The following is a 20,333-nucleotide window of genomic DNA, read 5'->3' on the forward strand; positions in this document are numbered from 1 at the left end:
GGGCAGATGAACACGTTCTTCGGTTACTTCATCTGGGGTTTGATTCTCGCCGCGCCGCTGTGGTGGCTGTGGTGGCGATTGCGCGTGGGTTCCCTGTTGTCGCGTTCGCGCTCGCTGCTGCGCCGCCGCTCCGTCCAGTTGCCGCCGCAGCTGGAAGGGTTGGTGATTCTTGGCAAACGTCAGGGAGGCGGCGGGAGAAAAGCATGAAGACGATTGCCATCGTTTCCCCAGTAGGCGGCGCGGGCCGAAGCATGCTCACGGCGGCGCTTGCGGGTCTGTTGACCGAGCGTCGGCACGCCGTGCTGGCGGTCGAATGCGATCCGCGCAACGTGCTCACGTTTTACTGCGGCCAGCGCGTGCCGGCGCGGCAAGGCCTGGTATCGCACGTGCTGTCGCCCACCGACGACTGGAGCGAGGCGGCGCTGCAGACGGACGATGGCGTGCTCTGGTTGCCGTGGGGCGGGGCGCGCGGCGATGGTCGTGGACCGGATGCGGACACGGCTGCCGCCATCGCCACGGGCTTGCACCTGCAGGCGACCTGGTTGCGCGATTTGCTGGCCCGCGTCGATCTGGCGGGGCACAGCGTGGCTCTGGTCGACACGCCCACCTGGCCATCGGTGCATGCGGCGCAGGCGATCACAGCGGCCGATCTGGTGATGGTGGTGGTTCCGCCCGAGCCGTTGGCGTGTGCCACGTTGCCGCGCCTGCGCAGCGAACTGAAGGCGCTCGGCAAGCAGGCCGTGTACGTAGCCAATGCCGTGTCGCCGGCATCGCAGCTGCATACCGACATCCTCGCGTTGCTGCGCGGCAGCCTGGGCGCGGAGTTGTCCGCCTATCGCGTGCACGCGGATTCGGGCATTCCCGAAGCCCTGGCCCGCGACGAAAGCTTCGTGCACAGCGCACCGCATTCGCAGGCGGCGCATGACATGCATGGCCTGGCGACATGGCTTTCCAACTGGATTCGCCAGGCCTACGCCGGCGGCGCGCAAACAGCGGGGGGCTCCGCATGAAGCCGGCTGCGGCCCTGCCGAAATGGTCGCGCGTGCGGCACTCGCTGGCGCGGCGACTGGGCGTGGAGGCCGAGGCAGGGCGCGGCGCATGGCTGCTGCGATTGCTCTTTCGCGCACCGCCACCGGGGCAACGGGATTGGCCAGCGCTCTGGGCCGAGCGCCTGGGGCGCTATCTGCGCTCGGAGTTGGCTTTGGGCGAGAACGAAAGCCATGCGACCTGGCTCAAGCGCGTGTTCTTCCGCCAGCGCCGCCGTCGTGCGCATCTGGCAACGAATCTGCGCAGCGCGCGACATCATCGTGGCGCGCGTCGTCGTTCGATGTTGCTGGGCCGTATCGGCCACTGGCTGGCGCCGGCCTATGGCGTCGTCGGTCGGGCTGGGCATGCGGTGTCGTCGCGGTTGCCCACGGTGCCTTGGGCGCGCGTGAGCGAACGCGTGAACGTGTGGTCGTCCGGACTGGATCGCGTGCCTCATCTCAAGCCGGTGATCCTGCTGCTGGCTGCCATGGTGGCGGTGGGGTTCTGGACCACGCCGCTGCCTATCGGTGGGCAGTTCCGCCTGTTTATCGCCGTCAGCGTGGTGATGATCGTCGTGCGGCGTATTCCCGGTCGCTGGCCGACCATGCTGATGGTCTCGCTGTCGATCCTGATGACGGGACGCTACATGTGGTGGCGCATCACGCAGACGCTGATCTTCGCCACACCGGTCGAGGCCGTCTTCGGCTATCTGCTGTTCGCGGCCGAGATCTATACCTGGATCGTGCTGTTCTTCGGCTATATCCAGACCGCATGGCCGCTGAACCGTCAGCCCAAGCCGTTGCCGGAAGACACGGACAGCTGGCCCACAGTGGATGTCTATATCCCGACCTACAACGAGCCGCTGTCCGTGGTGAGTCCCGCAGTGTTGGCGGCCAAGAGCATGGACTGGCCGCGCGACAAGCTGCGCGTGTACCTGCTGGACGACGGCAGCCGCGAGGAATTCCATCGTTACGCCAACGAGGTGGGCGTGGGTTACCTCACCCGCGAGGAGCACCGCTACGCCAAGGCCGGCAACATCAATCATGCGCTGGCGATGACCAGCGGTGAGTTCATCGCCATTTTCGACTGCGACCACATTCCCACGCGGTCGTTCCTGCAGACCACCATGGGCGAGCTCATTTCCGATCCCAAGTGCGCGATGGTGCAGACGCCGCACCACTTTTTCTCGCCCGACCCGTTCGAGCGCAACTACGACACCTTCCTGCGCATTCCCAACGAGGGAAGCCTGTTCTACGGGCTGATCCAGGACGGCAACGATTTCTGGAACGCCACCTTCTTCTGCGGCTCATGCGCGGTCATCCGCCGGGCGCCGCTGATGGAAATCGGCGGCATCGCGATCGAGACGGTCACCGAGGATGCGCATACCTCGCTCAAGCTGCACCGGCGCGGCTACCGCACCGCCTATCTGCGCATCGTGCAGGCGGCCGGGCTGGCCACGGAAAGCCTGTCCGGGCATATCGGCCAGCGCATCCGCTGGGCGCGCGGGATGGCGCAGATCTTCCGGCTCGACAATCCGTGGCTGCGCAAGGGCCTCACCTTCTTCCAGCGCATCTGCTACAGCAACGCGATGCTGCATTTCTTCTACGGCATTCCGCGGCTGATCTTCCTGTTCATGCCGTGCGCCTATCTGTTCTTCGGCCTGCATGTGTTCGGCGCGGACGCGATCTCGGTGATGGCCTATGTGTTGCCGTACCTGTTCGTCTCGGGGTTGGCGAACTCGCGCATCCAGGGACAGTACCGCCACTCGTTCTGGGCCGAGGTCTACGAATCGGTGCTGGCGTGGTACACCGTGCTGCCCACCACGATCGCCTTCATCAACCCCAAGAAGGGCAAGTTCAACGTCACCGCGAAGGGCGGCCTGATCGAACAGGAGTACCTCGACTGGGCCACCTCCAAGCCGTACGTGTGGTTGCTGGCGGTGAATATCGCCGCGCTGGTGGCGGGCATCGTGCGCATGTTCACCACGCAACGCGACGAGCCGGCCACCGTGCTGATGAACATGGTGTGGGCCTTGTTCAACGTGGCGATGCTGGGCGCCGCCGTGGGCGTGGCCAAGGAGGCGAGGCAGGTGCGCGTATCGCACCACGTGCCCTTGTGCGTGCCGGCCACGCTGGTGCTGCCCAACGGCAAGACCATTGCCTGCCGCACGGAGAACTATTCCACCGGCGGCCTGGGCATCGTGCTGCCGGAGGAACTAGTCATGGAACGCGGCCATGCGCTGGGCGTGGCCTTGTCGCGCGGCGACATCGACTACTACTTTCCAGCCGTGGTGGCGCGCAACAACGGTGTGCACCTGGGGCTGAAATTCGAGGACTGGTCGCATGAACGGGAGACGCAGCTGATCCAGTGCACGTTCGGCCGCGCAGACGCCTGGGTTCGCTGGGAAGAGGAACTGGTTCCCGATGCGCCGCTGCACAGTTTTGTGGAAGTGATCGAGATGGGCTACCAGGGCGTGCTTCGTCTGTTCGACGCCGGACTGGATGCCGTCGAGGCGACCGTGCTGCGCCGACCGCGCCAGTCGGGCTAACGGAGTAACGCATGGGACTGTGGAATCTCTATTTCATCGCCAAGCTCTACCTGTTTTCGGTGGGCAGCATCCAGCCGGCATGGTGGCTCAACCTGCTGTTCGCGCTGGCGCTGCTGGTGCCCTTGCAGCAGCGGTGGCAGCGCGTCACGCGGCAGGTGCTCGCCGTGCTGGTCGGCGCGGCGCTGCTTTATCACGAGTCCAGGCTGCCGCCGTTCGGCTACCTGCTCAAGCAGATCCCGGCGCTGGCCTCGTTCTCGCCGACCTACATGATGGAGTTGGCGCGCCGCGCGTTCACGCCGGCGATGGTCTATGTGCCCCTGCTGGTCGTACTGGTCTACGCCGTGGTCAATCGCTGGGTGCGCGTGACCACGTTCGTGCTGCTGGCGCTGATCGTCTTCCCGCTATGGCAAGGGATGGGCACGCTGATCGCCAAATCCAGCTCAGCGTCCACGTATGCCGTGAATCCGAGGGCCGATGCCGGTATCGCGAATGCGGGGGCGGATGGCTCGGGTGGCAGCTACGACGAACAGCTTGCCGCGTTCCATCACGCGGAGAAGAGCCGGCGCGTGGCGTTCTTTCCGATGAGCAATGATCCCGCCGCGCAGTTCGACATCATCGTCATCCACATCTGCTCGCTGTCGTGGGACGACCTCGACGTCTCCAACATGCGGGACAACCCGCTGCTGGGCAAATTCGACTACGTCTTCAAGAATTTCAGCAGTGCGGCCAGCTACAGCGGTCCGGCGGCGATTCGCCTGCTGCGTGCATCCTGCGGCCAGGATGCCCATGCCGAGCTGTATAGCGCTGCGCCGCAGGACTGCCATGTATTCGCCGACCTGGCGGCCGCCGGCTACGACGTCGAGTTCATGCTGAACCACAACGGGCGCTTCGACGATTTCCGCGGCATCGTGGAACGCGAGATCGGTCGCCCGGGCATCCAGCCACAATCGATCGAAGGCCTGCCGCCGTTCATGCGCGAATTCGACGGTTCGCCGCTGGTCGACGACTACGATGCGTTGGCCAAGTGGTACCAGGACCGCACGGCCAAGGGCGGCGGACCGGTTGCGCTGTACTACAACACGGTGAGCATGCACGATGGCAACCGCCTGCCCAACAGCAACCTCACCAGCCTGCAGTCCTACCCGATCCGACTGACCCGGCTGCTGGGCGATATCGACCGTTTCACCGAGGTGATCGCGCGTTCCGGACGCAAGGCCGTGGTGATCTTCGTGCCCGAGCACGGTGCGGCACTTCGCGGCGACGCGGGGCAGATTTCCGGCCTGCGCGAAATTCCCACACCGCGGATCATCCACGTTCCCGTCGGAGTGAAATTGATCGGTTTGGCGGCAGGCAAGTCGGCTCCGGGCCATGCCATTTCGATCGACACGCCCACCAGCTACCTGGCGCTCGCGCAGCTGATGTCGAACCTGGTAGCCAACAGCCCGTTCAAGGCCGACGCGCCAGCACTCGATCAGTACGCCCACGACCTGCCGCAGACGCGCATGGTGGGCGAGAACGAAAACACCATCACCATGGGCACCGCCAATGGTTACGTGATCCACACGCCCGACGGCGTCTGGATGGAGGGCAAATGATGGCCGCGCCACAGCACCCGCACGCCAGGATGTCGCCCAGCGATATCGAAACCTATGCGAGCTACGTCAAGGGCGTCGATCTCGCGCGTTATTACGACAGCCAGGCCCAGGAGGTCTGGCTCGCCGCCAGGAAGCGCTGGCCGCTGCTGGCGGACGTGCTCTATCCCGACGAGCCGCCCGCCGCGGATCGTTGACCGTTCAAGCGTTCGCGGCCATTTCGATGCGATCGCGCCCGTTCTCCTTGGCGCGATAGAGCAGGTCATCGGCTTCGCGAAGCAACTCGTCGACGCGCAGCGAGGTATCGCCCGTGCGTACCCGAAAAGCGATGCCCACGCTCGCGGTGAAACCAAACATCTGGCCGTCGGTGCAGGTGACCTGGGTTTGATGCAGCCGTTGGCGCAAGGTTTCGGCCAGCGCTCGCGCCTGCGTCGCTGCCTGCACGCGCAGGAGGATGACGAATTCCTCCCCGCCGAAGCGCGCCACGATGTCCTCCGAACGCACCGTGTCGCGGCACAGCGTGGCGAGCGTCACCAGCGCCTTGTCGCCGCTGTCGTGACCGTAGCTATCGTTGACGCGCTTGAAGAAATCGATGTCGATCATCATCAGCGCGACCACTGCCTCGCCGCTGCGTTTGTCGGCGAGCAGCACGCGCGCGCGGCTCTCGAAGGCGCGGCGATTGAGCAGGCCGGTCAGCGGATCGGTCTCGGCCATGGTCTGCAGTTCGCCGATCAGGCGGGTGCGTTCGCGTTCCAGCTGATGGCGCTTCCGCACGCTTTCCTTCAAGACGTTGAGTGCGTTGAAAAGGTCGCGCACCTCGCTGCCGTAGTGCTCGCGCGGCAGCTCAGCCGCCATGTCACCCGACGCCACCGCGAGGATGAAGCGCTGCGCCTCGGAAAACGGAAGTATCACCTTCATGCGAAAGCGCCACAGCATCACCAGCAAAAGCACGGTCAGCGCCAGCGCAATGAGACCGCTGGCCAGCAGATAGAGCAGGTGTGAACGCAGGCTCCTGTCGATGGTGTCGCCGGCCAGCGCCAGGGCGTTGTCGCGAAAGCGGTCGATGGGTGGAACCAGCGGACCGTAGCGGTCGGACCATTGCAAGAGGGTGATGCTGGGGCCTTCCGGCAGCGCCGCTTGCTGCCTGAGCTCGTCGAGCAGGCGCACTGCCTCGCCGTAGTAGCGTTGCTCGACCTCGGCATAGTCCAGCAGAAGGGCAGGCGGAAGCACGCGCACGCTGGGCTGCAACATTTGCCGCAACTGTTCGATCTTGCCCATGGTGCCGGCAATATCCCGCGCTTCCTGCGCGGTCAGCGGACGTTGCCGCAGCAACGCGGGGGCGAACTGCTGGGCAACCACGCCCGCCTGTTCCCTCAGCACGCCCGAAAGACGGGCGACCAGCAGATAGCTCTGCACATCGGCGTTTTCGCGGATCACGCCGGTAGCGCTGGTCTGCGCGATCGACGACAGCTGGGGAATCACGCTGACGATCTGGTTGAACCCGGCGAAGAGGTCCTCCTCATTGCGGGCGGCTTGTTGCGTGGCGTCCAGGCGTTGCCGGGCCTCGGCGAGCTGGGCGCGCGCATGTTGCCAGGAGGGTACGAGCGCGCCGCAATTCCTGCAGGCCGGATCGCGCACGGCGCCTCCCAGTTCGTCCATGTTCCCGTCGGTAGTCCTTCGCGCCGAATGCATCACCTCGCGCCATCGGCGGGGCTCGGGATCCTCCAGCATCAGCACGGCGACCGTAGGACGCCGCTCGTTCGACACGGCCGCCATCGCCTGCAAGGCGGCCCTGACCACCCGAAATTCCTTCTGCGCCTCTCTGGCATCCCAGTAACCCCGCCATTGCTGCGCGAACTGCCACAGCATCAGTCCCACCATCACCACGTACACGATGGTGACAACGGTGCGGAAGCGCCGATGGATGGATTCGCCGGGTGGTGCTGCCCTTGGCATCGATGTGCATGGCCTCGGAAGCGGGTGGGTCATGACGAGCGTGGGAGTGCCGCCGATTCGTCCGCTCCCCTGCTTCGTGGCCCGTAGTCTCGGCGGCGGCTCGTGACGGCTTCGTGGGGGCGTTCTGGGGAGCCGACGAGATGGCCGCGGCCCCATCGCGCGCGGCGCGGTTCAGCGGTACATTCGCAGGTGACTTCCACGCGCTCAAAGGTGTCGATCATGGCCCACCAATTCACGCCGGCGGACGCCAAGGCGCATGCGTGCTCCTACATCCTGCTCAGCCTGCTTCAACGCATGGACATGAAGGAGCCGGGCCTGATCGACGAACTGTTGGCCGGTGCCGAAGGCGACTTCGCCGCCTGCCAGAAACAGGAGGATCTGCCGGCGCCGGTGCCAAAGATCTTTCGCGAAGCGATCGCCATCCTCACCCGTGCCAATGCCTACAAGCTGAACATGGCCGCCAGCGCCAACGACGACGGCTGATCGTTTTCCGCGCACCCCATGAAGCGACGTCATAAGCGACGTATCGTTCGGACCCTGCTCACCGTGGCGGCGGTAGGAGGCCTGCTCGGGGTCGCGAGCTGGCATCGCTGGCACCGGCCCGTGGACGAGATGGCGCTGGCGGAACAGACGCGTCATCAACGGCAGATCGCCTCCTGCGAGGCGCAGATCCGGCCGACGCTGCAAGGCGAGATCGAGGGATGGCGCCTGGTCGGCGAGGAGTCGAATACCATCGGCAGCCAGCTTACCTTCGCTGCCAATTTCAATGCGCGGACGTCGCTCTATCACTGCGAGGTGGACCACTCCGCGCAGGTGGTGGCGATCGACGGTCCCGAATGACGCGTTTCACGCGCCGGGAAACGTCGCCAGAAGCGCTTTCAAATTCTGCGGACTGACCCGGATCAGTCCACCGCGTGGGCTGTCGATATCCGCGATCAGCATGAAGGACACGGCGACCACCAACGGGAGCACCAGCAGCAGCCCCGGTTCCGACGATCGTTTGCGCCAACCCACACCCACCAGAAGATTGCAGCCCAGCGCGATGACTGCCATCAGCAACCATGCCGCCACCGGTATGCGATTCCACCACGCCGCCTGCGTATAGCCTTCCGAATTCAACACATCGTTCATGCCCGATACCGCCAATGCCGTGAGCGGATTGGGTGATTCGTGGGCTGGCGTGGCGACCGCGCTCCACAGATTCGACTGCAGCTGGTTCTTGGCGGCGGTGAGCGCGGGCAGCTTGTCGCGATCGGTGGTTTCATAGAACACGATGCGTTGCTTCAGATAGCTCACCAGCAAGGGGCGCAGCTTCGCTGCGTCAGCAGCCGGAAGCAGGTCCAGCCGCACATATTCCGTGCCGATGGCGTTCGCTTCCGCCTCTTCGTAATTCTTGCGCTGGTCGTAGCGGCTGATCGCCATGGAAAAGCTGAAGCCGATGATCAAGCCGAGCAGCGTCAGCGTGGCGCCTTGCACGACGCCGAAGGTCTCGCCCGATGTGGGCTCGGTGGCGGGACGTCGCTGCGCCCACCAGGCGCCAAGGTGCTCGGCGAGCCACAAGACGACGAACGAAATGACAAACACCATCAGCGGGTGGTTGAGTGCGAAAGCCATGACATCCCCTTGGGCTGACCGCGGATGCACCACGCGTCCGCGGACCGATGCGATCCTCGTGCAGCACAAGTGAAGAAAGTGGATAGCGGCATCCAGGAATAGCTGCCGCCACACGCCAACGCGACCGCATCATCGAAGGTGGAGGGGACGGCCACGCCTGAGGCGGGGTAGCTTGGGACGCAACCGCCCCTCCATAGGTGCCCAGTGGGGGCAGCGCAATTATCCTCAAGCCTTTGCATGGGCAACCGTGCCGGACGTCAGTGGCATGCATGACGATCCACCGAATGTCACATCGTCGCGCAATACATCGTCATGGCGTGTCGATGATCGACAAATATTCCGTCATCACTGACGAAATCGGTTCCCGATCGTTCCGTCGCCTTGAGCGGGAAAAGACATGCACCAGACCCGCGTTCAATCCGCCGCGGCGAAGTGGGCCATCTGATCCGCGAGCGCTTTCACAAACGCAGGGCGAGCGGTGGCGCGCGCGATGTACTCGCGACAAGCGGGATACACCTTGAGTCCGCCGAGGCGTTCGACCAGGCGCAGCACTTCCGTCATGGCGATATCCGCGACGGAGAAGCGATCCGCCAGCCACTCCCGTTCCGCCAGGATCGGTTCCAGATGGTTGAGCCTGAGCTTCACAAAATCGTCCAGACGCTTCCACTCCGGTGTTTCATCGCTGTAGCCGGAGAACACGAAGATGGACCAGGGCACGGTCGCCATCTCCATCGAATTGAGCGCGGCGAACACCCACTCCATGGTCTGGCTACGGCCACGCGGATCCGAAGGCATCAGCGCCTCGCTGCGAAGACCCAGATGAAGCAGGATGGCACCGCTCTCGAAAATGGAGATATCGCCGTCGGTAAGCCAAGGCACCTGACCGAACGGCTGATGGGCGAGATGATCGGCATCCCGGCCTTCAAACGGCACACTGGCGACCCGATACGGCAATCCGGCTTCCTCCAGTGCCCAGCGCACGCGCAGATCGCGTACGTGGCCACGCGGCCATTCGGGAACCCACTTGAACGTGGTAACGGTCAGCTCGGCCATCGGAATCTCCATCGGGCATCAGGGCATGCCGTACGAGCTTACGACGCCACGAAATATGTTGGAGAACATATTCTGCATCGCCTGCGATAGGGTAGCCTTCCGTTCGGCATTCCATGGAATGTGGGCTGTAACGGCCAGCGTTGTTGGCGGCCGTCCTGCAATCATCATCACGGGTCGGGAGGCTACGATGGCGTTACGCAATCGGTCGTTCTTGCTTGTTTTGGCCGGCTTTGCGGCAGGCGCGGCAACCGTCGCTGCGGGGTTCGTGGTTGCCGCGCCAGGAGGCTCCGCGGACGAGCCGTCCGATCACGCCTATGTGGTGTCCATCGACGAAATTCGCAGCAATCTTGTGCCGGGCCAGGTGTTCTCCGGACAGTTCACTCGCCGGGTCACGATGTCCGACGGCTCGACCCGGGTGGTCACGCTGCGACCCGTTCGACAGAACGGCGAAGAGTGGGTGGAATTGATCGACACATCCGCTTCGGGTACGAACCGCAGTTACATGGGGCCTAACGGAACCACCACGAACGGCACCCTCATGATCAATGTAAAGGACGCCGCTGTATTGGCCGCCGCGATAAAGCGGTTGCACGAGTCGTCGACGAAGTGATGCAGCGAAGGGCTCTCGGGTTGCTCTTACGATGACGGGCCATACAGCCGAAGAAACTCTTCGGCGGCACGCTTGGCACGTCGTTCGATCTCTGTGGCCTTCGGCGCTTCGCGCAGGCGCAGCAGCAGACTTACCATCAGGTCGTCCCAGAGCAGAGCTAGGAAACGGACGTCCATATCGCGCGGTGCTTGTGGGTCGATCAGTCCGGCGGATCGCGCCTGCTCGGTGATGCCGCGGACGGCCTCGCGTACCGATCGACGCGCGGACTCGAGTGTCTCCGCCACTTCGGGGGCGCGTTGGGCTTCCGTGATCGCGAGCCGAAAGACAGCGATGACGCCAGGCTGGCTGACCTCGCGCAATACCATAGCGCCCAGCCCGGCGAGCAGCGTCTCCAGCTCGTCCCGATGGCGAGGTGGTCGTTGGGTGGGCAACTGCATGCGGCCCGCGCGATCGGCGATGCACGCCGCCAGCATCGCCTGCTTGGTGCCGAACAGCGCATACAACTCGCGTTTGGAAACCTGCGCCCGGGTGGCGATCTTCAACGTGCTCGCGCCCGTGTAGCCCAACTCCACGAACGTATCCATGGCGGCGTGCAGGATGCGTTCGCGCACGGGCCGTGAGCCGGATGCCTGATCTGGTTGCTCTTTCACGAAGTTCCTCTTGCGCTGGTACCTGGCGGTACCGTAGCATGGTACCCATCGGTACCGACAAGAGAAGTCAGCCGACCCCGCGCGATACACCGCCGCCGGGGCGTCCAATGCACTGAGCCATCGCGACCCACGGCGAAGGAGAATCCACGTGTCTACCGCCCATATCTTCACGCTGCAGCTCATGCTGGGTTATCTCGCCTGGCTGCTTTGCTTCCGCGCCTACCTGTGGCCCCGGTTGCGATCCCTGCGACACGAGGACGCGCACCGCGTCATCGCGACGCTGCACAGCTTTCGCTTCTTCGGGCTGGTCTTTGCGGTGCCCGGTGTGGTCGGGGCCCATCTTCCGACGAGCTTCGCTTCGTTTGCCGCCTACGCCGACCTGGCCACCGGCGTACTGGCCATGCTCGCCTTGCTCAGCGTGAGAGTGCGGCCGCTGTTCTGGAGCTTCGTCGTCGCTTTCAACATCGTGGGCATGGCCGATCTTCTGCTCGATTACTTCCACGCCGTCCGCGCCGCTCTTCCTTCGGTGGCAGGGGAGTTGGGAGCGGCTTACGTTATCCCGATCATCTACGTGCCGTTACTGATGATCACGCATGTCACGGCGTTCTATCTGTTGTTGCGCCCCACGAAGGGACAGGCCGGTGCGCTGGACTCGGCCGGGGCACACGCGCCCATGCAAGCCACGGATGCTTACGTGCGCTGACGGTCGAGCCGATCGAGTGCCGCGGCCACGGACGATTGGATCAAGGCACCGACTTCACGAGGCGATCGGCCTGGGACGAGCAGCCGGAACATGGCCATGCTCGTCAGCGCAAAGATGAGGTCGACGGTATCGCGCAGCTTCTCGCGCTTAGCGGCTCGCGGTGCCATGCGCTGAATCAGCAGCTGGATCAACTGGCGGCGCCGCTCATTGCGCTCGGTCAGCGATTGCTCGAATTCCTGATCGAGCACCATCGCGTCATAGATGCGTATCAGCGCAGGATCGCTGCCCCAGAAGTCGCAACAGATCTCGACCAGCTGGGCGATGCCCTCATGCGGATCCGCCAGCGTCTGCAGGCCCTTCAGGCGTCCCAGGCGACCGCGTACCGCGATGTCGTCAAAGGCTTCCTCCAGCAGGCCACGGCGCGATCCGAATTGGTTGTACAGCGTCAGGCGCGTTACACCGGCGATCTTCGCGACGGTGTCCAGCGAGAAATTCGCCGCGCTTTCCGAATCGCGCAGCAGCGTTATCGCCGCCTGGATCGCGCGTTCGCGCTTCTCGGCGGCAGCAGCGGTACGGACAAGGCTGGTATAGGTGCGAGTCGCCATGGTCTCCCCTTGTAAATTAGATATACAGTTAGTATAGTCAATATACGCGATGCCCGGAAATCAATGCGGGTGACGCAAAGACAGTTCGCCAACGAGCGGCACACCATCGATTCTCAAGCTTAGGGGGAGGCAAGATGCTGGTACATGTTTTCCGCGGTCCGGGCCGCGTGTTTGGCGTCACGGCAGACAAGGCGGGCGCGAATTTGCCGGAACGATTCGCACCCTGGACTTACCTCAAGTCGGCCGAACTCGATCGCGAGCGAGCCATGCCCGGCATCGACTCACGCGAATGCTGCGACGATCTTGCGGAGTACGGCTTTCATATCACCGATGCGCATGTTCGTATTACGGATCAGGTGACCTGACGTCGGTCGGATCTGGGACGATTACCTGAGGTTGTTGCGGCGTCATGTCCTGCATGGTTCGGAGAACTTGGCGCGTTCGTCGCCAGCGCAGCAGCGGCCACCCTGCAAGCAACACAGAACATGCAAACGCTGCATGGCCAAGCATCACAGCCTTGGGGTCGCTGTCACGGACCAGGGCGCTGCCCATTATGGTTAACGTTCCGGCGAAAGGACCCAGCGAGACATCCTTGGTATTTTTCATGACTTCCTTGGTCACTTCATGCTGCCAGCAATGAGCCTGGAACGACCTGCGAGATTCGCAGTGGAAGGCGGATATTTTCAGGGTACAAACAGCGAAGCTACGCGGGAAGGGGCGTCGCGTTATTGATGCGGCCAACAGGGTGTCCTGCAATTGCCGCAATCCGTGATCAGTTCGATCGGAATCCTTCGTATGCTGGACTGCAAAGAACTGGGTCGGAATGTGCGCTTTTCCCCGGTTTTTCCGGCGTGATTTCACGACCGCTGGCATTGGCCTCCATCAATAGCGACCAACCCCCGCACAAGAATCAGCTATCGCGTGACGCAAAGCCCAGCGCTTCTCAATCCACTTGTGAGAATTTCCGGACTCGCTTCACGTCATGTGCGATGGTCCACGAGTCAGCAATCGAGAGGAATCGAACCTGCCCTGACGATTTGCTTGGCCGTAAGCGCTTACCCGGGCCGAATGGCAATCCCCGTGGGACCCGCTTGCCACTACCCACTGGCTAAAAGCTCTGCCAGGCGCGCCTGCAAATCATCCGCGATGTCGCCTGGTCTCAAATTGCGCGTGTAGCAGCCGACCAGCCACTCGAACGGATATTTTTCCTTCGTCAGCTCTTCCACATTCGCGAACAGAAGCAGCTCGCATTCGGGCGTCAACACGACGACAACGCGGTCCATTTCATTCGCCATGATGGCGATGTCGTATGCAACCTTCAGAATTCGGGCGGGCGATGCGCTGGGCCGCATGCGCCGTTTTCGCACCAGGCCCGTGCACTGACGGGATGACGGCAGGCCGTCCGTGGCGCGCGTGTTCTTGTGCATGAGTGACCTTGGCGGGCGCCGATGGAGAAAATTCCGTGACATGTCTCGAAGGTTTCACGGTGCCGCTCATTCCGCCATCGGACTCGTCCGATCGACTGCGGCTGAACTGATGGTCTGGAAGCTCTTCTACGCAGCTTGCTATGACGCGCTTGCGCGTTGCCCCCCCTCATAAGGGACCGCGAAGCTCGGGCTGTCTCACTCCGTCCCGACAGCTGGAATGCCGCTCTTCCCCGACTTGCGCGTTACCTTCTGGCGAGTAGGTGGCTGGCTAGCCGAGGTGTCGCCCATCCGCCAGGGCCCTCAAAAGGTGCTGCCTTCGTTCCGCAATATGACGGAGTGATATCGGAAACATCCGATGTTCTTTCCGATCGCCGATTGCCACGATGACCATGCCGACCCGCTGGGGAGGCGAGGGCAACGGCGCACACGGATGCATCCGTTGCTTTTTTGGTTGGCCGGGCCCCGACTAGGGGCCCGTTCCTTATGCGTGGAGGCCTGTGTGATGTTGTTCGATGTCTGCGTGCTGTTGCTCATCGTGCTCGCGATCGATCGACCTCTTCGGCGGGTGGTGGAGAAGCACTATCGGCTTCGTGAACTGCGGCAGCGTCAGCAGCACACCCTCGATGGCATTGCGCGTTTCAAATGATCGATACCGGTGGTGGACGCGTGACGGATAATTCGAATGCGCCGCGCGGCCGCGGGTTGCTTGCCATCGGTTGCGTCGAAGGTGTGGTTGCGGCGGCGACGCTCATCGCGGATTTCGCGGTCATTCATGGCGACGGATGGGAGAGCATGTCGCGCTTCATTGTGGCCTTCTCCCTTGTCATCGTCCTGGTGACAACTTCCTTCATCTGTTTGGTGTTCGGATTGGTGGAACGCGCACTCAGCCGACGCAGGGCGGGGGCGTCGCTCGGGATGCTAAATGGGGCATGCATCCTCCATGCGGTAGTGATGGTCTCGAGCGTGGCCTTCATCGCGCTCTGGAGCATTTGAGGGAACTCCGTCGAGGGTAGGTCTAACCGTACGCCGCCAGTGGTCTGATGCTGACCGGAGACCGAGTAGGCTGCTATCGCTCTCAGCGAATGATCTGACCTACGTTTGAGCTGCCGCAGCAATGTGGTGTTTCCTCAAGTTTGACTGCGTCACCCAGACGCAGGGAATGCCGCCAGAGCCCCGAGTCCTAGCTCGGGGCTCTCTTGCTGAGCGAGGGCATCTGCTTTGTTCATACACATCTACTCGATTGCTGTGCTGTTCCTGCCGGTGCTCGCTCTCTGGGCACTGGGGTTTGGCGTGCGTGCGCTTCGCACTGTCGTGATTCAGCTCCGCGGGCTGCATACATCTCGGCGCGATGTGCTGGATGGCGTGACTCGCTTCTGGCAGCCAACGGTCCGAGGCGCCCGTTCCCGCTGAGTGAGGCCCGGGCGGCCAGGGGGCGCATGACGCGCATCCTCGGACGAAGCCATTCAAGGCTTGGTGTCGATCTGCAGGTTACGCGCGATCGACGCTGATCAGTGCACACCCGTGCCCGGGGCGTCCTCTGGCCGTTCCGCTTCTGCGCGCTTGGGCGTATCCAGTGGGCACCATGTCTTGAGCCGCTTGCCCGCTCGATACAGGTCGATGCATTCACGCATCTCGGCCTTGAAGGCCAGGTCAGGCGTGTTTATCGGGCAACCGGACGACAACGGTTCGCCTGCCTTGTACTCGTCGATACAACTCGACAGCGGGGGCGCCTTGGGCGGATCCGGATTGTCGGCCAGGGAGGGCGGCGGCAGGTTGAGGCGTTCGTCGCGATTCATGGACGAAGCAGGCGGGGGAGGTGAGCCGCACAGCAAGTTGGAGGCCGTGCTGCTCTTGCTGGGATCGCAAACGCTCTTGACGACGTCCTTGATCGCATCGCCGATATGGCGTCCTACCGCGCCACCGGCGGTCTCGTTCGGCGGCGGGAAGTATTTTTCGAAACGGGTGGCCTTGTACTGCATCCGGTTGCTGTCGTGCTGCATGATCTGACGATCGTCCGCAGGCTTGGACGGCTCGGGAGTGGCGCTTGCTGTGGTCGAAGTGACACCTGTCGCAGGCAGCCGCACCGAACCGTCCTTTCCAAACAAACTTGTAGAGGAGGGCGTGGCTGCGGAGGTCGCAGGCGCAGGCACAGGCACGTCATGATCCTGCACGACCATGGCGTCAGGGCGGGGCTTTTCACGGGTGACCGGGGGGACGCGGGCGGTCAATGCCGGCCGCGGCGGAACCAACTTCTCGGGCGGCGCGGGCGGCTCTGACGGCTGCACGCTGTGCGGCGTTTTGGGGCGATCGATCAGGCGAACAATCAGCGCCCGCTCGTTCTCGATATTCACGGCCGCAGGATGTTGCGGCTTGGGCTGCATCTCGAACCATAACGCCACGGCGAACAGAGCGTGCAGTACGCATACCAGAGACAGCGCCAGCACCAGCGTCGGGCGCGTCAGCGGCGGCTGTCGCCAGCGTCTGCGACCCAAGGTCTCACGCGTTTCCCCGTCGAGTAATGCCAGGCCGCGAGCACTATCCCCCTGCTGTCGATGTCGGACCCGCCCGGAACGCCTCATCACACCCCTAATTCACGCCAATGACCGACACAAAACATGCGCATGCCGTCAGCGCGTGTTGCGACAAGCCAGATTGGACAGGTTCTTTCAATCAGGGTTCCCCGGGATCTGCGTCAGTTCACGTCGATGTCAAAAATCGGGGTCAAAGTGTCGAGCATCGAATCCGGTGCGGCGGGGGGAGGATCGTCAGTGCCGGACCTCGATTGTGGTGCAGCTTCGCATAAGACGCGGACGTCTATCCTCGGGCGCACGAAATTGCTGTCTATTGACCAGTACTCAACGCGTTTGCGACATTCAGGTGCACGAAGTCGTCGACGTCATCCACTTCATACTCATACAGGTCTTTTCCCATGAGCTCCATGTTGTCGAGCACGCCGACGAACTCACCACAACATGGCAGCATCGCCTGCGTCGGACTCGGCATGACCCTGGGGTCGCACCTGAGCCCTTTGGCGCGCAGTCACATCGAGCAAGCCGATGTGGTTTTTGCAGCGCTCTCCGATGGCATCGTCGAGCTGTGGCTGCAGAGCATGCATCCCGATGTCCGCAGTCTCCAGCCGTACTACGGCAAGGGTGACAAATCCCGGATGGTCACGTACCGCGAATGGGTCGGCGTGATGATGGCCGAGGTGCGTGCGGGCAAGAAGGTCTGCGCGGTCTTCTACGGCCACCCGGGGATCTTTGCCTGGTCGCCGCACGAAGTCATCAGGGTGGCGCGTGAAGAAGGGTTTCAGGCACACATGGAGCCGGGTATTTCGGCAGAGGATTGCCTGTACGCCGATCTGGGCATCGACCCTGGCCGCTATGGCTGCCAGCACTATGAAGCCAGCCAGTTGTTGTTCTTCGAGATACCCGTCAATCCGCGTGCCTATCTAGTGCTGTGGCAGGTCGGCCTAGTGGGCGACACCTCCTTCAAGCGCTTTTCCACTGGCCCCGAATACCGACAGGTATTGGTCGACGTGCTTTCCCAGGATTACCCGTTGGATCACGAGGCGATTATCTATCGCTGCGCGACCCTGCCGATCCAGCAGCCCCACATCCGTCGTGTGACGCTGCGGGAACTGCCCACAACGGACATCACCAGCGAGGAAACCCTGGTGTTGCCGCCCGCTGACCGGCCACGTCACAACGATGCGATAAGAGAGCGCCTGGCGGCGCTGGACAAGCTGTATCAAGAAAAGCAGGCAACCGCGTGACGTTGGCCTGTTTTGCTTTGTTGGATGGTCGCGTGAAATCTCATCGATAGCCTTGTCGCATGTTGCTCTCGAGCAGCCAATGGATAGGGTGCAGCGTGAGACCCGGCAGTTCACTTGTTAGTCAACGACGAAGAGGGATATAGCTATGCCGATTTTCATACCTAATGCCGCTCCTCCTGCGATTGTTCTGCTGGAAACCATCGGGCAGAGCGCTTCGTTGCGTCATGCATCCAAGTCCGATCTGGCTCAGGCCTTGGAAAAACTGGGCGCCAGCGAAGGCCTCAAGCTTGCCTTGACCTCGGAAGACAGTGCGCCGCTCCAGCAGGAGCTGGGTTATCCGGAGGGTATCCACGTCAATCACAACACCGGAGTGTGGGACGGCGATGCCTGAAATGCGCATGCAGAACCGGGGTGAGAGTGCGCGTTGAATCGCCGGTCGGCTCGCGCACACGCCATGCGGGCACGCGCTGCACAAACAAAAAAGCCCGGCGATCACTCGCCGGGCTTTTCCGTTATTGGTGGAGGTGGCGGGAGTCGAACCCGCGTCCGAAGGCGTTTGACGCCCGGTACTACATGCTTAGCTCGCCGTTAGATCTCGTCCCGCGACAGCACAGCGTGCAAAGCGCATCGAAGGACCAGCCTGCTTGATTTAACCCTTACCGACAGGCGGCAGCTTCGGGCGATCTCGTGATAATGACCCTACATCCACGAGCACGAGCACAAGTGGGTTCGGGGCTAGGCCTTAAGCGGCCAGAGCGTAGTTGTCGTCGTTGGCAACTATAAGTTTGCGGCTGGATTAACGAGGAAAGCTGCCCCCTCGGCATGCACCAAGCTATCTCACTACCCCCGTCGAAGCCATGACACCCCCGGGGAAACTGAAACAGTAGCTGGTCAGTCAGTATATGGAGTCGGGAGGGATTTCTACAAGGTGGCACCACGCCGCTATGGTTTGCCCCATCACCACCGAAAGGAACGGCCATGGTGCGGATACGTCAGGCGGTCCTGCACGATGCAGGTGTGTTGACGGAATTGCGTTGTGCGTTTCTGGAAGAAGAGCTCAGGCAGCAGCTGCCGGACGGCTTTGCCGACCAGTTGCGCGGCTGGATCGAGGAGGCCATGCCCGAGGGCCGGCTGCTGGCCTGGCTGGCCGAGGTGGAAGGGCGGGCGGCCGGTTGCGTGATGGTGCACCCGTATACGCACCTGCCTTCGGCCTATTTTGTCCGCGGCGTGGGCTGGTATGTGCTCAATATGTTCGTGAAGCCCGCGCATCGGCGCCAGGGTCTGGCTTCGGCCTTGCTCGCTGCGCTGGGAGCAACGGCGAGGGCGCAGGATATCGATTCCCTCAATCTGCACTCCACCGGCGCCGCGCATTGCATCTATGAGCGCTTCGGTTTCGGCACTTCGGTGGACGCCATGAACATGTCGCTGCGCGAGCATGTGGAGGGATTGTCGGAAGGCGAACCGGGCTCGTGGCGGCGGATGTCAGGCTAATTTGTTGTGCGAACGCATGGTGCGCTGCTTTTCGCGCTGCCAGTCGCGTTCCTTTTCCGCATCGCGCTTGTCGTGCGCCTGCTTGCCCTTGGCCAGGCCGATTTCCACCTTGACCTTGTTGCCCTTCCAGTAGAGGGCCATCGGGATCAGCGTGTAACCCTTGCGCTCGACGGCGCCGATGAGGGTGTCGATCTCCTCACGGTGCAGCAGCACCTTGCGCGTGCGGCGATCGTTCGCCACCACGTGCGTGGATGCGCTGATCAGCGGCGGAATCGAGCAGCCCACCAGGAAGATCTCGCTGCGCAGCACCACCGCGTAGCTGTCGCCGAAGTTGATGCGGCCGGCGCGCAGCGACTTCACTTCCCAGCCTTGCAGCTCGAGTCCCGCCTCGAAGCGTTGGTCGATGTGGTACTCGTGGCGCGCGCGTTTGTTCAGCGCGATGGTGCCGCCCGAGTTTTTGTCTTTGTCCTTAGGCTTGGCCATGTCCGTTAAACTTCGGGCTCATTGCCCTGATGATGTCCCGTCCGTGGAGGGACTGAAATGATGCTCAAGAAGAGGCTGAAGTGATCGAGATCCGCCGCAGCGCCCTGGTGCGATATTCGCCGGACCAGATGTTCGATCTGGTCAATGACGTTGAAGCATACCCAAAGCGCTTCCCCTGGTGTGTCGACGCTCAGGTGCTGGAGCGTGGCGAGGATGTGCTGGTGGCGCGGCTGGATCTCAAGTACATGGGGTTTCGCCAGAGCTTTACCACGCGCAATTCCACCGTGCGTCCCAGTCGTCTGCATATGAGCCTGGTCGATGGACCGTTCCGCAGCCTGGACGGGCTATGGGAGTTCATCGCGTTGGGCGATGCCGGCTGCAAGGTGTCCTTTGCGCTGGACTTCGATTACGCGGGCAGGCTGGGCGGCACCGCCATCAAACTGGGTTTCCAGGGTCTGGCCAGCCGCATGGTGGACGATTTCTGCCGCGAGGCGGAACGCACCTATGGCTGAGCAGGTCACCGTCGAGGTGGTCTTTGCCGAGCCCTCGCGACGCTGGTTGCGAAAAGTCAGCGTGCCCCTGGGCAGCACCGTTGCGCAGGCCATTGAGGCCTCGGGCATCGTGCAGGAAGTGTCAGGGCTGGTGGTTGATCCGGCGCGGCTGGGAATCTTTTCCCGCAAGGTGACGCTGGACCACGTGCTAGGCGAGGGCGACCGGGTGGAAATCTACCGGCCGCTCACGCTCGATCCGAAGGAAGCACGCCGGCGCCGCGCCCACGAGGGCTGACGCCGGCCGGCGCG

26 protein-coding genes and 1 other RNA gene are annotated in these 20,333 nt (G+C 63.0%); 17 read left to right on the top strand and 10 right to left on the bottom strand.

The window, feature by feature from the left end; all coding sequences use genetic code 11:
- Positions 1-6: 6 nt before the first annotated feature.
- Genes ISP20_RS11415 through ISP20_RS11435 form a run of 5 tightly spaced genes read left to right on the top strand, consistent with a single transcriptional unit; the run spans position 7 to position 5,363 of the window.
- Positions 7-207: a hypothetical protein gene (locus tag ISP20_RS11415; RefSeq protein ID WP_204636229.1), complete on the top strand. Its 201-nt coding sequence runs from the start codon at positions 7-9 to the stop codon at positions 205-207.
- Positions 204-1,010 carry a cellulose biosynthesis protein BcsQ gene (gene bcsQ / locus ISP20_RS11420; RefSeq protein WP_204636230.1) on the top strand — a complete coding sequence of 269 codons (807 nt, stop codon included), beginning with the start codon at positions 204-206 and terminating at the stop codon, positions 1,008-1,010. Before ISP20_RS11415 ends, bcsQ begins: the two co-directional genes overlap by 4 nt.
- A complete protein-coding gene (gene bcsA, locus ISP20_RS11425) occupies positions 1,007-3,574 on the top strand; it encodes a UDP-forming cellulose synthase catalytic subunit (protein WP_239535729.1) in 2,568 nt (855 codons plus the stop codon). The genes bcsQ and bcsA overlap by 4 nt, the downstream gene beginning before the upstream one ends.
- 11 nt (positions 3,575-3,585) lie before the next feature.
- On the top strand, positions 3,586-5,169 hold the full coding sequence (gene bcsG / locus ISP20_RS11430) for a cellulose biosynthesis protein BcsG (protein WP_204636232.1): 1,584 nt from the start codon (positions 3,586-3,588) through the stop codon (positions 5,167-5,169).
- Complete coding sequence (locus ISP20_RS11435; protein ID WP_204636233.1) at positions 5,166-5,363, top strand: hypothetical protein; 198 nt, start codon at positions 5,166-5,168, stop codon at positions 5,361-5,363. Before bcsG ends, ISP20_RS11435 begins: the two co-directional genes overlap by 4 nt.
- A 4-nt stretch (positions 5,364-5,367) precedes the next feature.
- Here the strand turns inward: ISP20_RS11435 and ISP20_RS11440 are convergent, their stop codons facing one another.
- On the bottom strand, positions 5,368-7,122 hold the full coding sequence (locus ISP20_RS11440; RefSeq protein ID WP_204636234.1) for a GGDEF domain-containing protein: 1,755 nt from the start codon (positions 7,120-7,122) through the stop codon (positions 5,368-5,370).
- Positions 7,123-7,341: 219 nt separating this feature from the next.
- Between ISP20_RS11440 and ISP20_RS11445 the strand changes: the two genes are divergently transcribed.
- A complete protein-coding gene (locus tag ISP20_RS11445) occupies positions 7,342-7,605 on the top strand; it encodes a hypothetical protein (RefSeq protein WP_204636235.1) in 264 nt (87 codons plus the stop codon).
- 18 nt (positions 7,606-7,623) lie between these two features.
- Positions 7,624-7,962, top strand: coding sequence for a hypothetical protein (locus ISP20_RS11450; protein WP_204636236.1), 339 nt, complete (start codon positions 7,624-7,626; stop codon positions 7,960-7,962).
- Between the two features lie 6 nt (positions 7,963-7,968).
- Here ISP20_RS11450 and ISP20_RS11455 read toward each other — a convergent pair whose 3' ends face one another.
- Complete coding sequence (locus ISP20_RS11455) at positions 7,969-8,736, bottom strand: bestrophin-like domain (protein WP_204636237.1); 768 nt, start codon at positions 8,734-8,736, stop codon at positions 7,969-7,971.
- Positions 8,737-9,150: 414 nt separating this feature from the next.
- Positions 9,151-9,789 carry a glutathione S-transferase family protein gene (locus ISP20_RS11460; RefSeq protein ID WP_204636238.1) on the bottom strand — a complete coding sequence of 213 codons (639 nt, stop codon included), beginning with the start codon at positions 9,787-9,789 and terminating at the stop codon, positions 9,151-9,153.
- A 187-nt stretch (positions 9,790-9,976) separates the two neighbouring features.
- On the opposite strand from ISP20_RS11460, the gene ISP20_RS11465 reads away from it, so the two are divergent.
- Entirely contained in the window at positions 9,977-10,399 is a 423-nt protein-coding gene (locus tag ISP20_RS11465) for a hypothetical protein (protein WP_204636239.1), read from the top strand.
- 26 nt (positions 10,400-10,425) lie between these two features.
- On the opposite strand, the gene ISP20_RS11470 is transcribed toward ISP20_RS11465, so the two are convergent.
- A complete protein-coding gene (locus ISP20_RS11470) occupies positions 10,426-11,010 on the bottom strand; it encodes a TetR/AcrR family transcriptional regulator C-terminal domain-containing protein (protein WP_204636240.1) in 585 nt (194 codons plus the stop codon).
- A 187-nt stretch (positions 11,011-11,197) separates the two neighbouring features.
- Between ISP20_RS11470 and ISP20_RS11475 the strand changes: the two genes are divergently transcribed.
- Positions 11,198-11,752 carry a hypothetical protein gene (locus ISP20_RS11475; RefSeq protein WP_204636241.1) on the top strand — a complete coding sequence of 185 codons (555 nt, stop codon included), beginning with the start codon at positions 11,198-11,200 and terminating at the stop codon, positions 11,750-11,752.
- Here the strand turns inward: ISP20_RS11475 and ISP20_RS11480 are convergent.
- Positions 11,740-12,357, bottom strand: a complete 618-nt coding sequence (locus ISP20_RS11480; RefSeq protein ID WP_204636242.1) for a TetR/AcrR family transcriptional regulator — start codon at positions 12,355-12,357, stop codon at positions 11,740-11,742. The two genes, ISP20_RS11475 and ISP20_RS11480, sit on opposite strands and share 13 nt — an antisense overlap.
- A gap of 134 nt (positions 12,358-12,491) precedes the next feature.
- On the opposite strand from ISP20_RS11480, the gene ISP20_RS11485 reads away from it, so the two are divergent.
- Entirely contained in the window at positions 12,492-12,722 is a 231-nt protein-coding gene (locus tag ISP20_RS11485) for a hypothetical protein (protein WP_204636243.1), read from the top strand.
- Here the strand turns inward: ISP20_RS11485 and ISP20_RS11490 are convergent.
- Positions 12,703-13,230, bottom strand: coding sequence for a hypothetical protein (locus ISP20_RS11490; RefSeq protein ID WP_204636244.1), 528 nt, complete (start codon positions 13,228-13,230; stop codon positions 12,703-12,705). The genes ISP20_RS11485 and ISP20_RS11490 overlap by 20 nt on opposite strands.
- 224 nt (positions 13,231-13,454) lie before the next feature.
- Positions 13,455-13,784, bottom strand: coding sequence for a hypothetical protein (locus ISP20_RS11495; protein WP_204636245.1), 330 nt, complete (start codon positions 13,782-13,784; stop codon positions 13,455-13,457).
- Between the two features lie 502 nt (positions 13,785-14,286).
- On the opposite strand from ISP20_RS11495, the gene ISP20_RS11500 reads away from it, so the two are divergent.
- Together ISP20_RS11500 and ISP20_RS11505 are read left to right on the top strand one after the other, a co-directional pair.
- Positions 14,287-14,430 (top strand): hypothetical protein, encoded by a 144-nt coding sequence (locus ISP20_RS11500; RefSeq protein ID WP_204636246.1) that lies wholly within the window; start codon positions 14,287-14,289, stop codon positions 14,428-14,430.
- Positions 14,427-14,777, top strand: coding sequence for a hypothetical protein (locus ISP20_RS11505; protein ID WP_204636247.1), 351 nt, complete (start codon positions 14,427-14,429; stop codon positions 14,775-14,777). Before ISP20_RS11500 ends, ISP20_RS11505 begins: the two co-directional genes overlap by 4 nt.
- Positions 14,778-15,292: 515 nt before the next feature.
- On the opposite strand, the gene ISP20_RS11510 is transcribed toward ISP20_RS11505, so the two are convergent.
- Positions 15,293-16,165, bottom strand: a complete 873-nt coding sequence (locus ISP20_RS11510; protein WP_239535731.1) for a hypothetical protein — start codon at positions 16,163-16,165, stop codon at positions 15,293-15,295.
- Positions 16,166-16,713: 548 nt separating this feature from the next.
- Between ISP20_RS11510 and ISP20_RS11515 the strand changes: the two genes are divergently transcribed.
- Together ISP20_RS11515 and ISP20_RS11520 are read left to right on the top strand one after the other, a co-directional pair.
- Positions 16,714-17,559: an SAM-dependent methyltransferase gene (locus ISP20_RS11515; protein ID WP_275586804.1), complete on the top strand. Its 846-nt coding sequence runs from the start codon at positions 16,714-16,716 to the stop codon at positions 17,557-17,559.
- 145 nt (positions 17,560-17,704) lie between these two features.
- A complete protein-coding gene (locus tag ISP20_RS11520; RefSeq protein ID WP_204636248.1) occupies positions 17,705-17,950 on the top strand; it encodes a hypothetical protein in 246 nt (81 codons plus the stop codon).
- 125 nt (positions 17,951-18,075) lie between these two features.
- Here ISP20_RS11520 and ssrA read toward each other — a convergent pair.
- Positions 18,076-18,427: a transfer-messenger RNA gene (ssrA, locus tag ISP20_RS11525) on the bottom strand.
- 110 nt (positions 18,428-18,537) lie between these two features.
- Here ssrA and ISP20_RS11530 point away from each other — a divergent pair.
- Positions 18,538-19,050 (top strand): GNAT family N-acetyltransferase, encoded by a 513-nt coding sequence (locus ISP20_RS11530; protein ID WP_204636249.1) that lies wholly within the window; start codon positions 18,538-18,540, stop codon positions 19,048-19,050.
- Here the strand turns inward: ISP20_RS11530 and smpB are convergent.
- Entirely contained in the window at positions 19,042-19,533 is a 492-nt protein-coding gene (gene smpB / locus ISP20_RS11535) for an SsrA-binding protein SmpB (protein ID WP_204636250.1), read from the bottom strand. The genes ISP20_RS11530 and smpB overlap by 9 nt on opposite strands.
- An 80-nt stretch (positions 19,534-19,613) precedes the next feature.
- On the opposite strand from smpB, the gene ISP20_RS11540 reads away from it, so the two are divergent.
- Positions 19,614-20,045, top strand: coding sequence for an SRPBCC family protein (locus ISP20_RS11540; RefSeq protein WP_204636251.1), 432 nt, complete (start codon positions 19,614-19,616; stop codon positions 20,043-20,045).
- A complete protein-coding gene (locus ISP20_RS11545; RefSeq protein ID WP_204636252.1) occupies positions 20,038-20,319 on the top strand; it encodes an RnfH family protein in 282 nt (93 codons plus the stop codon). Before ISP20_RS11540 ends, ISP20_RS11545 begins: the two co-directional genes overlap by 8 nt.
- Positions 20,320-20,333 lie beyond the last annotated feature (14 nt).

The sequence above is a fragment of the Dyella kyungheensis genome (assembly GCF_016905005.1).
GTDB classification, from domain to species: Bacteria; Pseudomonadota; Gammaproteobacteria; order Xanthomonadales; family Rhodanobacteraceae; genus Dyella; species Dyella kyungheensis.

Excerpts from the sequence above, each read along its gene's own strand:
- ISP20_RS11415 (WP_204636229.1), top strand. The coding sequence starts at position 7 with ATGAACACGTTCTTCGGTTACTTCATCTGGGGTTTGATTCTCGCCGCG.
- bcsQ (WP_204636230.1), top strand. The coding sequence starts at position 204 with ATGAAGACGATTGCCATCGTTTCCCCAGTAGGCGGCGCGGGCCGAAGC.
- bcsA (WP_239535729.1), top strand. The coding sequence starts at position 1,007 with ATGAAGCCGGCTGCGGCCCTGCCGAAATGGTCGCGCGTGCGGCACTCG.
- bcsG (WP_204636232.1), top strand. The coding sequence starts at position 3,586 with ATGGGACTGTGGAATCTCTATTTCATCGCCAAGCTCTACCTGTTTTCG.
- ISP20_RS11435 (WP_204636233.1), top strand. The coding sequence starts at position 5,166 with ATGATGGCCGCGCCACAGCACCCGCACGCCAGGATGTCGCCCAGCGAT.
- ISP20_RS11440 (WP_204636234.1), bottom strand. The coding sequence starts at position 7,122 with ATGCCAAGGGCAGCACCACCCGGCGAATCCATCCATCGGCGCTTCCGC.
- ISP20_RS11445 (WP_204636235.1), top strand. The coding sequence starts at position 7,342 with ATGGCCCACCAATTCACGCCGGCGGACGCCAAGGCGCATGCGTGCTCC.
- ISP20_RS11450 (WP_204636236.1), top strand. The coding sequence starts at position 7,624 with ATGAAGCGACGTCATAAGCGACGTATCGTTCGGACCCTGCTCACCGTG.
- ISP20_RS11455 (WP_204636237.1), bottom strand. The coding sequence starts at position 8,736 with ATGGCTTTCGCACTCAACCACCCGCTGATGGTGTTTGTCATTTCGTTC.
- ISP20_RS11460 (WP_204636238.1), bottom strand. The coding sequence starts at position 9,789 with ATGGCCGAGCTGACCGTTACCACGTTCAAGTGGGTTCCCGAATGGCCG.
- ISP20_RS11465 (WP_204636239.1), top strand. The coding sequence starts at position 9,977 with ATGGCGTTACGCAATCGGTCGTTCTTGCTTGTTTTGGCCGGCTTTGCG.
- ISP20_RS11480 (WP_204636242.1), bottom strand. The coding sequence starts at position 12,357 with ATGGCGACTCGCACCTATACCAGCCTTGTCCGTACCGCTGCTGCCGCC.
- ISP20_RS11485 (WP_204636243.1), top strand. The coding sequence starts at position 12,492 with ATGCTGGTACATGTTTTCCGCGGTCCGGGCCGCGTGTTTGGCGTCACG.
- ISP20_RS11490 (WP_204636244.1), bottom strand. The coding sequence starts at position 13,230 with ATGCCAGCGGTCGTGAAATCACGCCGGAAAAACCGGGGAAAAGCGCAC.
- ISP20_RS11495 (WP_204636245.1), bottom strand. The coding sequence starts at position 13,784 with ATGCACAAGAACACGCGCGCCACGGACGGCCTGCCGTCATCCCGTCAG.
- ISP20_RS11500 (WP_204636246.1), top strand. The coding sequence starts at position 14,287 with ATGTTGTTCGATGTCTGCGTGCTGTTGCTCATCGTGCTCGCGATCGAT.
- ISP20_RS11505 (WP_204636247.1), top strand. The coding sequence starts at position 14,427 with ATGATCGATACCGGTGGTGGACGCGTGACGGATAATTCGAATGCGCCG.
- ISP20_RS11510 (WP_239535731.1), bottom strand. The coding sequence starts at position 16,165 with ATGCAGCCCAAGCCGCAACATCCTGCGGCCGTGAATATCGAGAACGAG.
- ISP20_RS11515 (WP_275586804.1), top strand. The coding sequence starts at position 16,714 with ATGAGCTCCATGTTGTCGAGCACGCCGACGAACTCACCACAACATGGC.
- ISP20_RS11520 (WP_204636248.1), top strand. The coding sequence starts at position 17,705 with ATGCCGATTTTCATACCTAATGCCGCTCCTCCTGCGATTGTTCTGCTG.
- ISP20_RS11530 (WP_204636249.1), top strand. The coding sequence starts at position 18,538 with ATGGTGCGGATACGTCAGGCGGTCCTGCACGATGCAGGTGTGTTGACG.
- smpB (WP_204636250.1), bottom strand. The coding sequence starts at position 19,533 with ATGGCCAAGCCTAAGGACAAAGACAAAAACTCGGGCGGCACCATCGCG.
- ISP20_RS11545 (WP_204636252.1), top strand. The coding sequence starts at position 20,038 with ATGGCTGAGCAGGTCACCGTCGAGGTGGTCTTTGCCGAGCCCTCGCGA.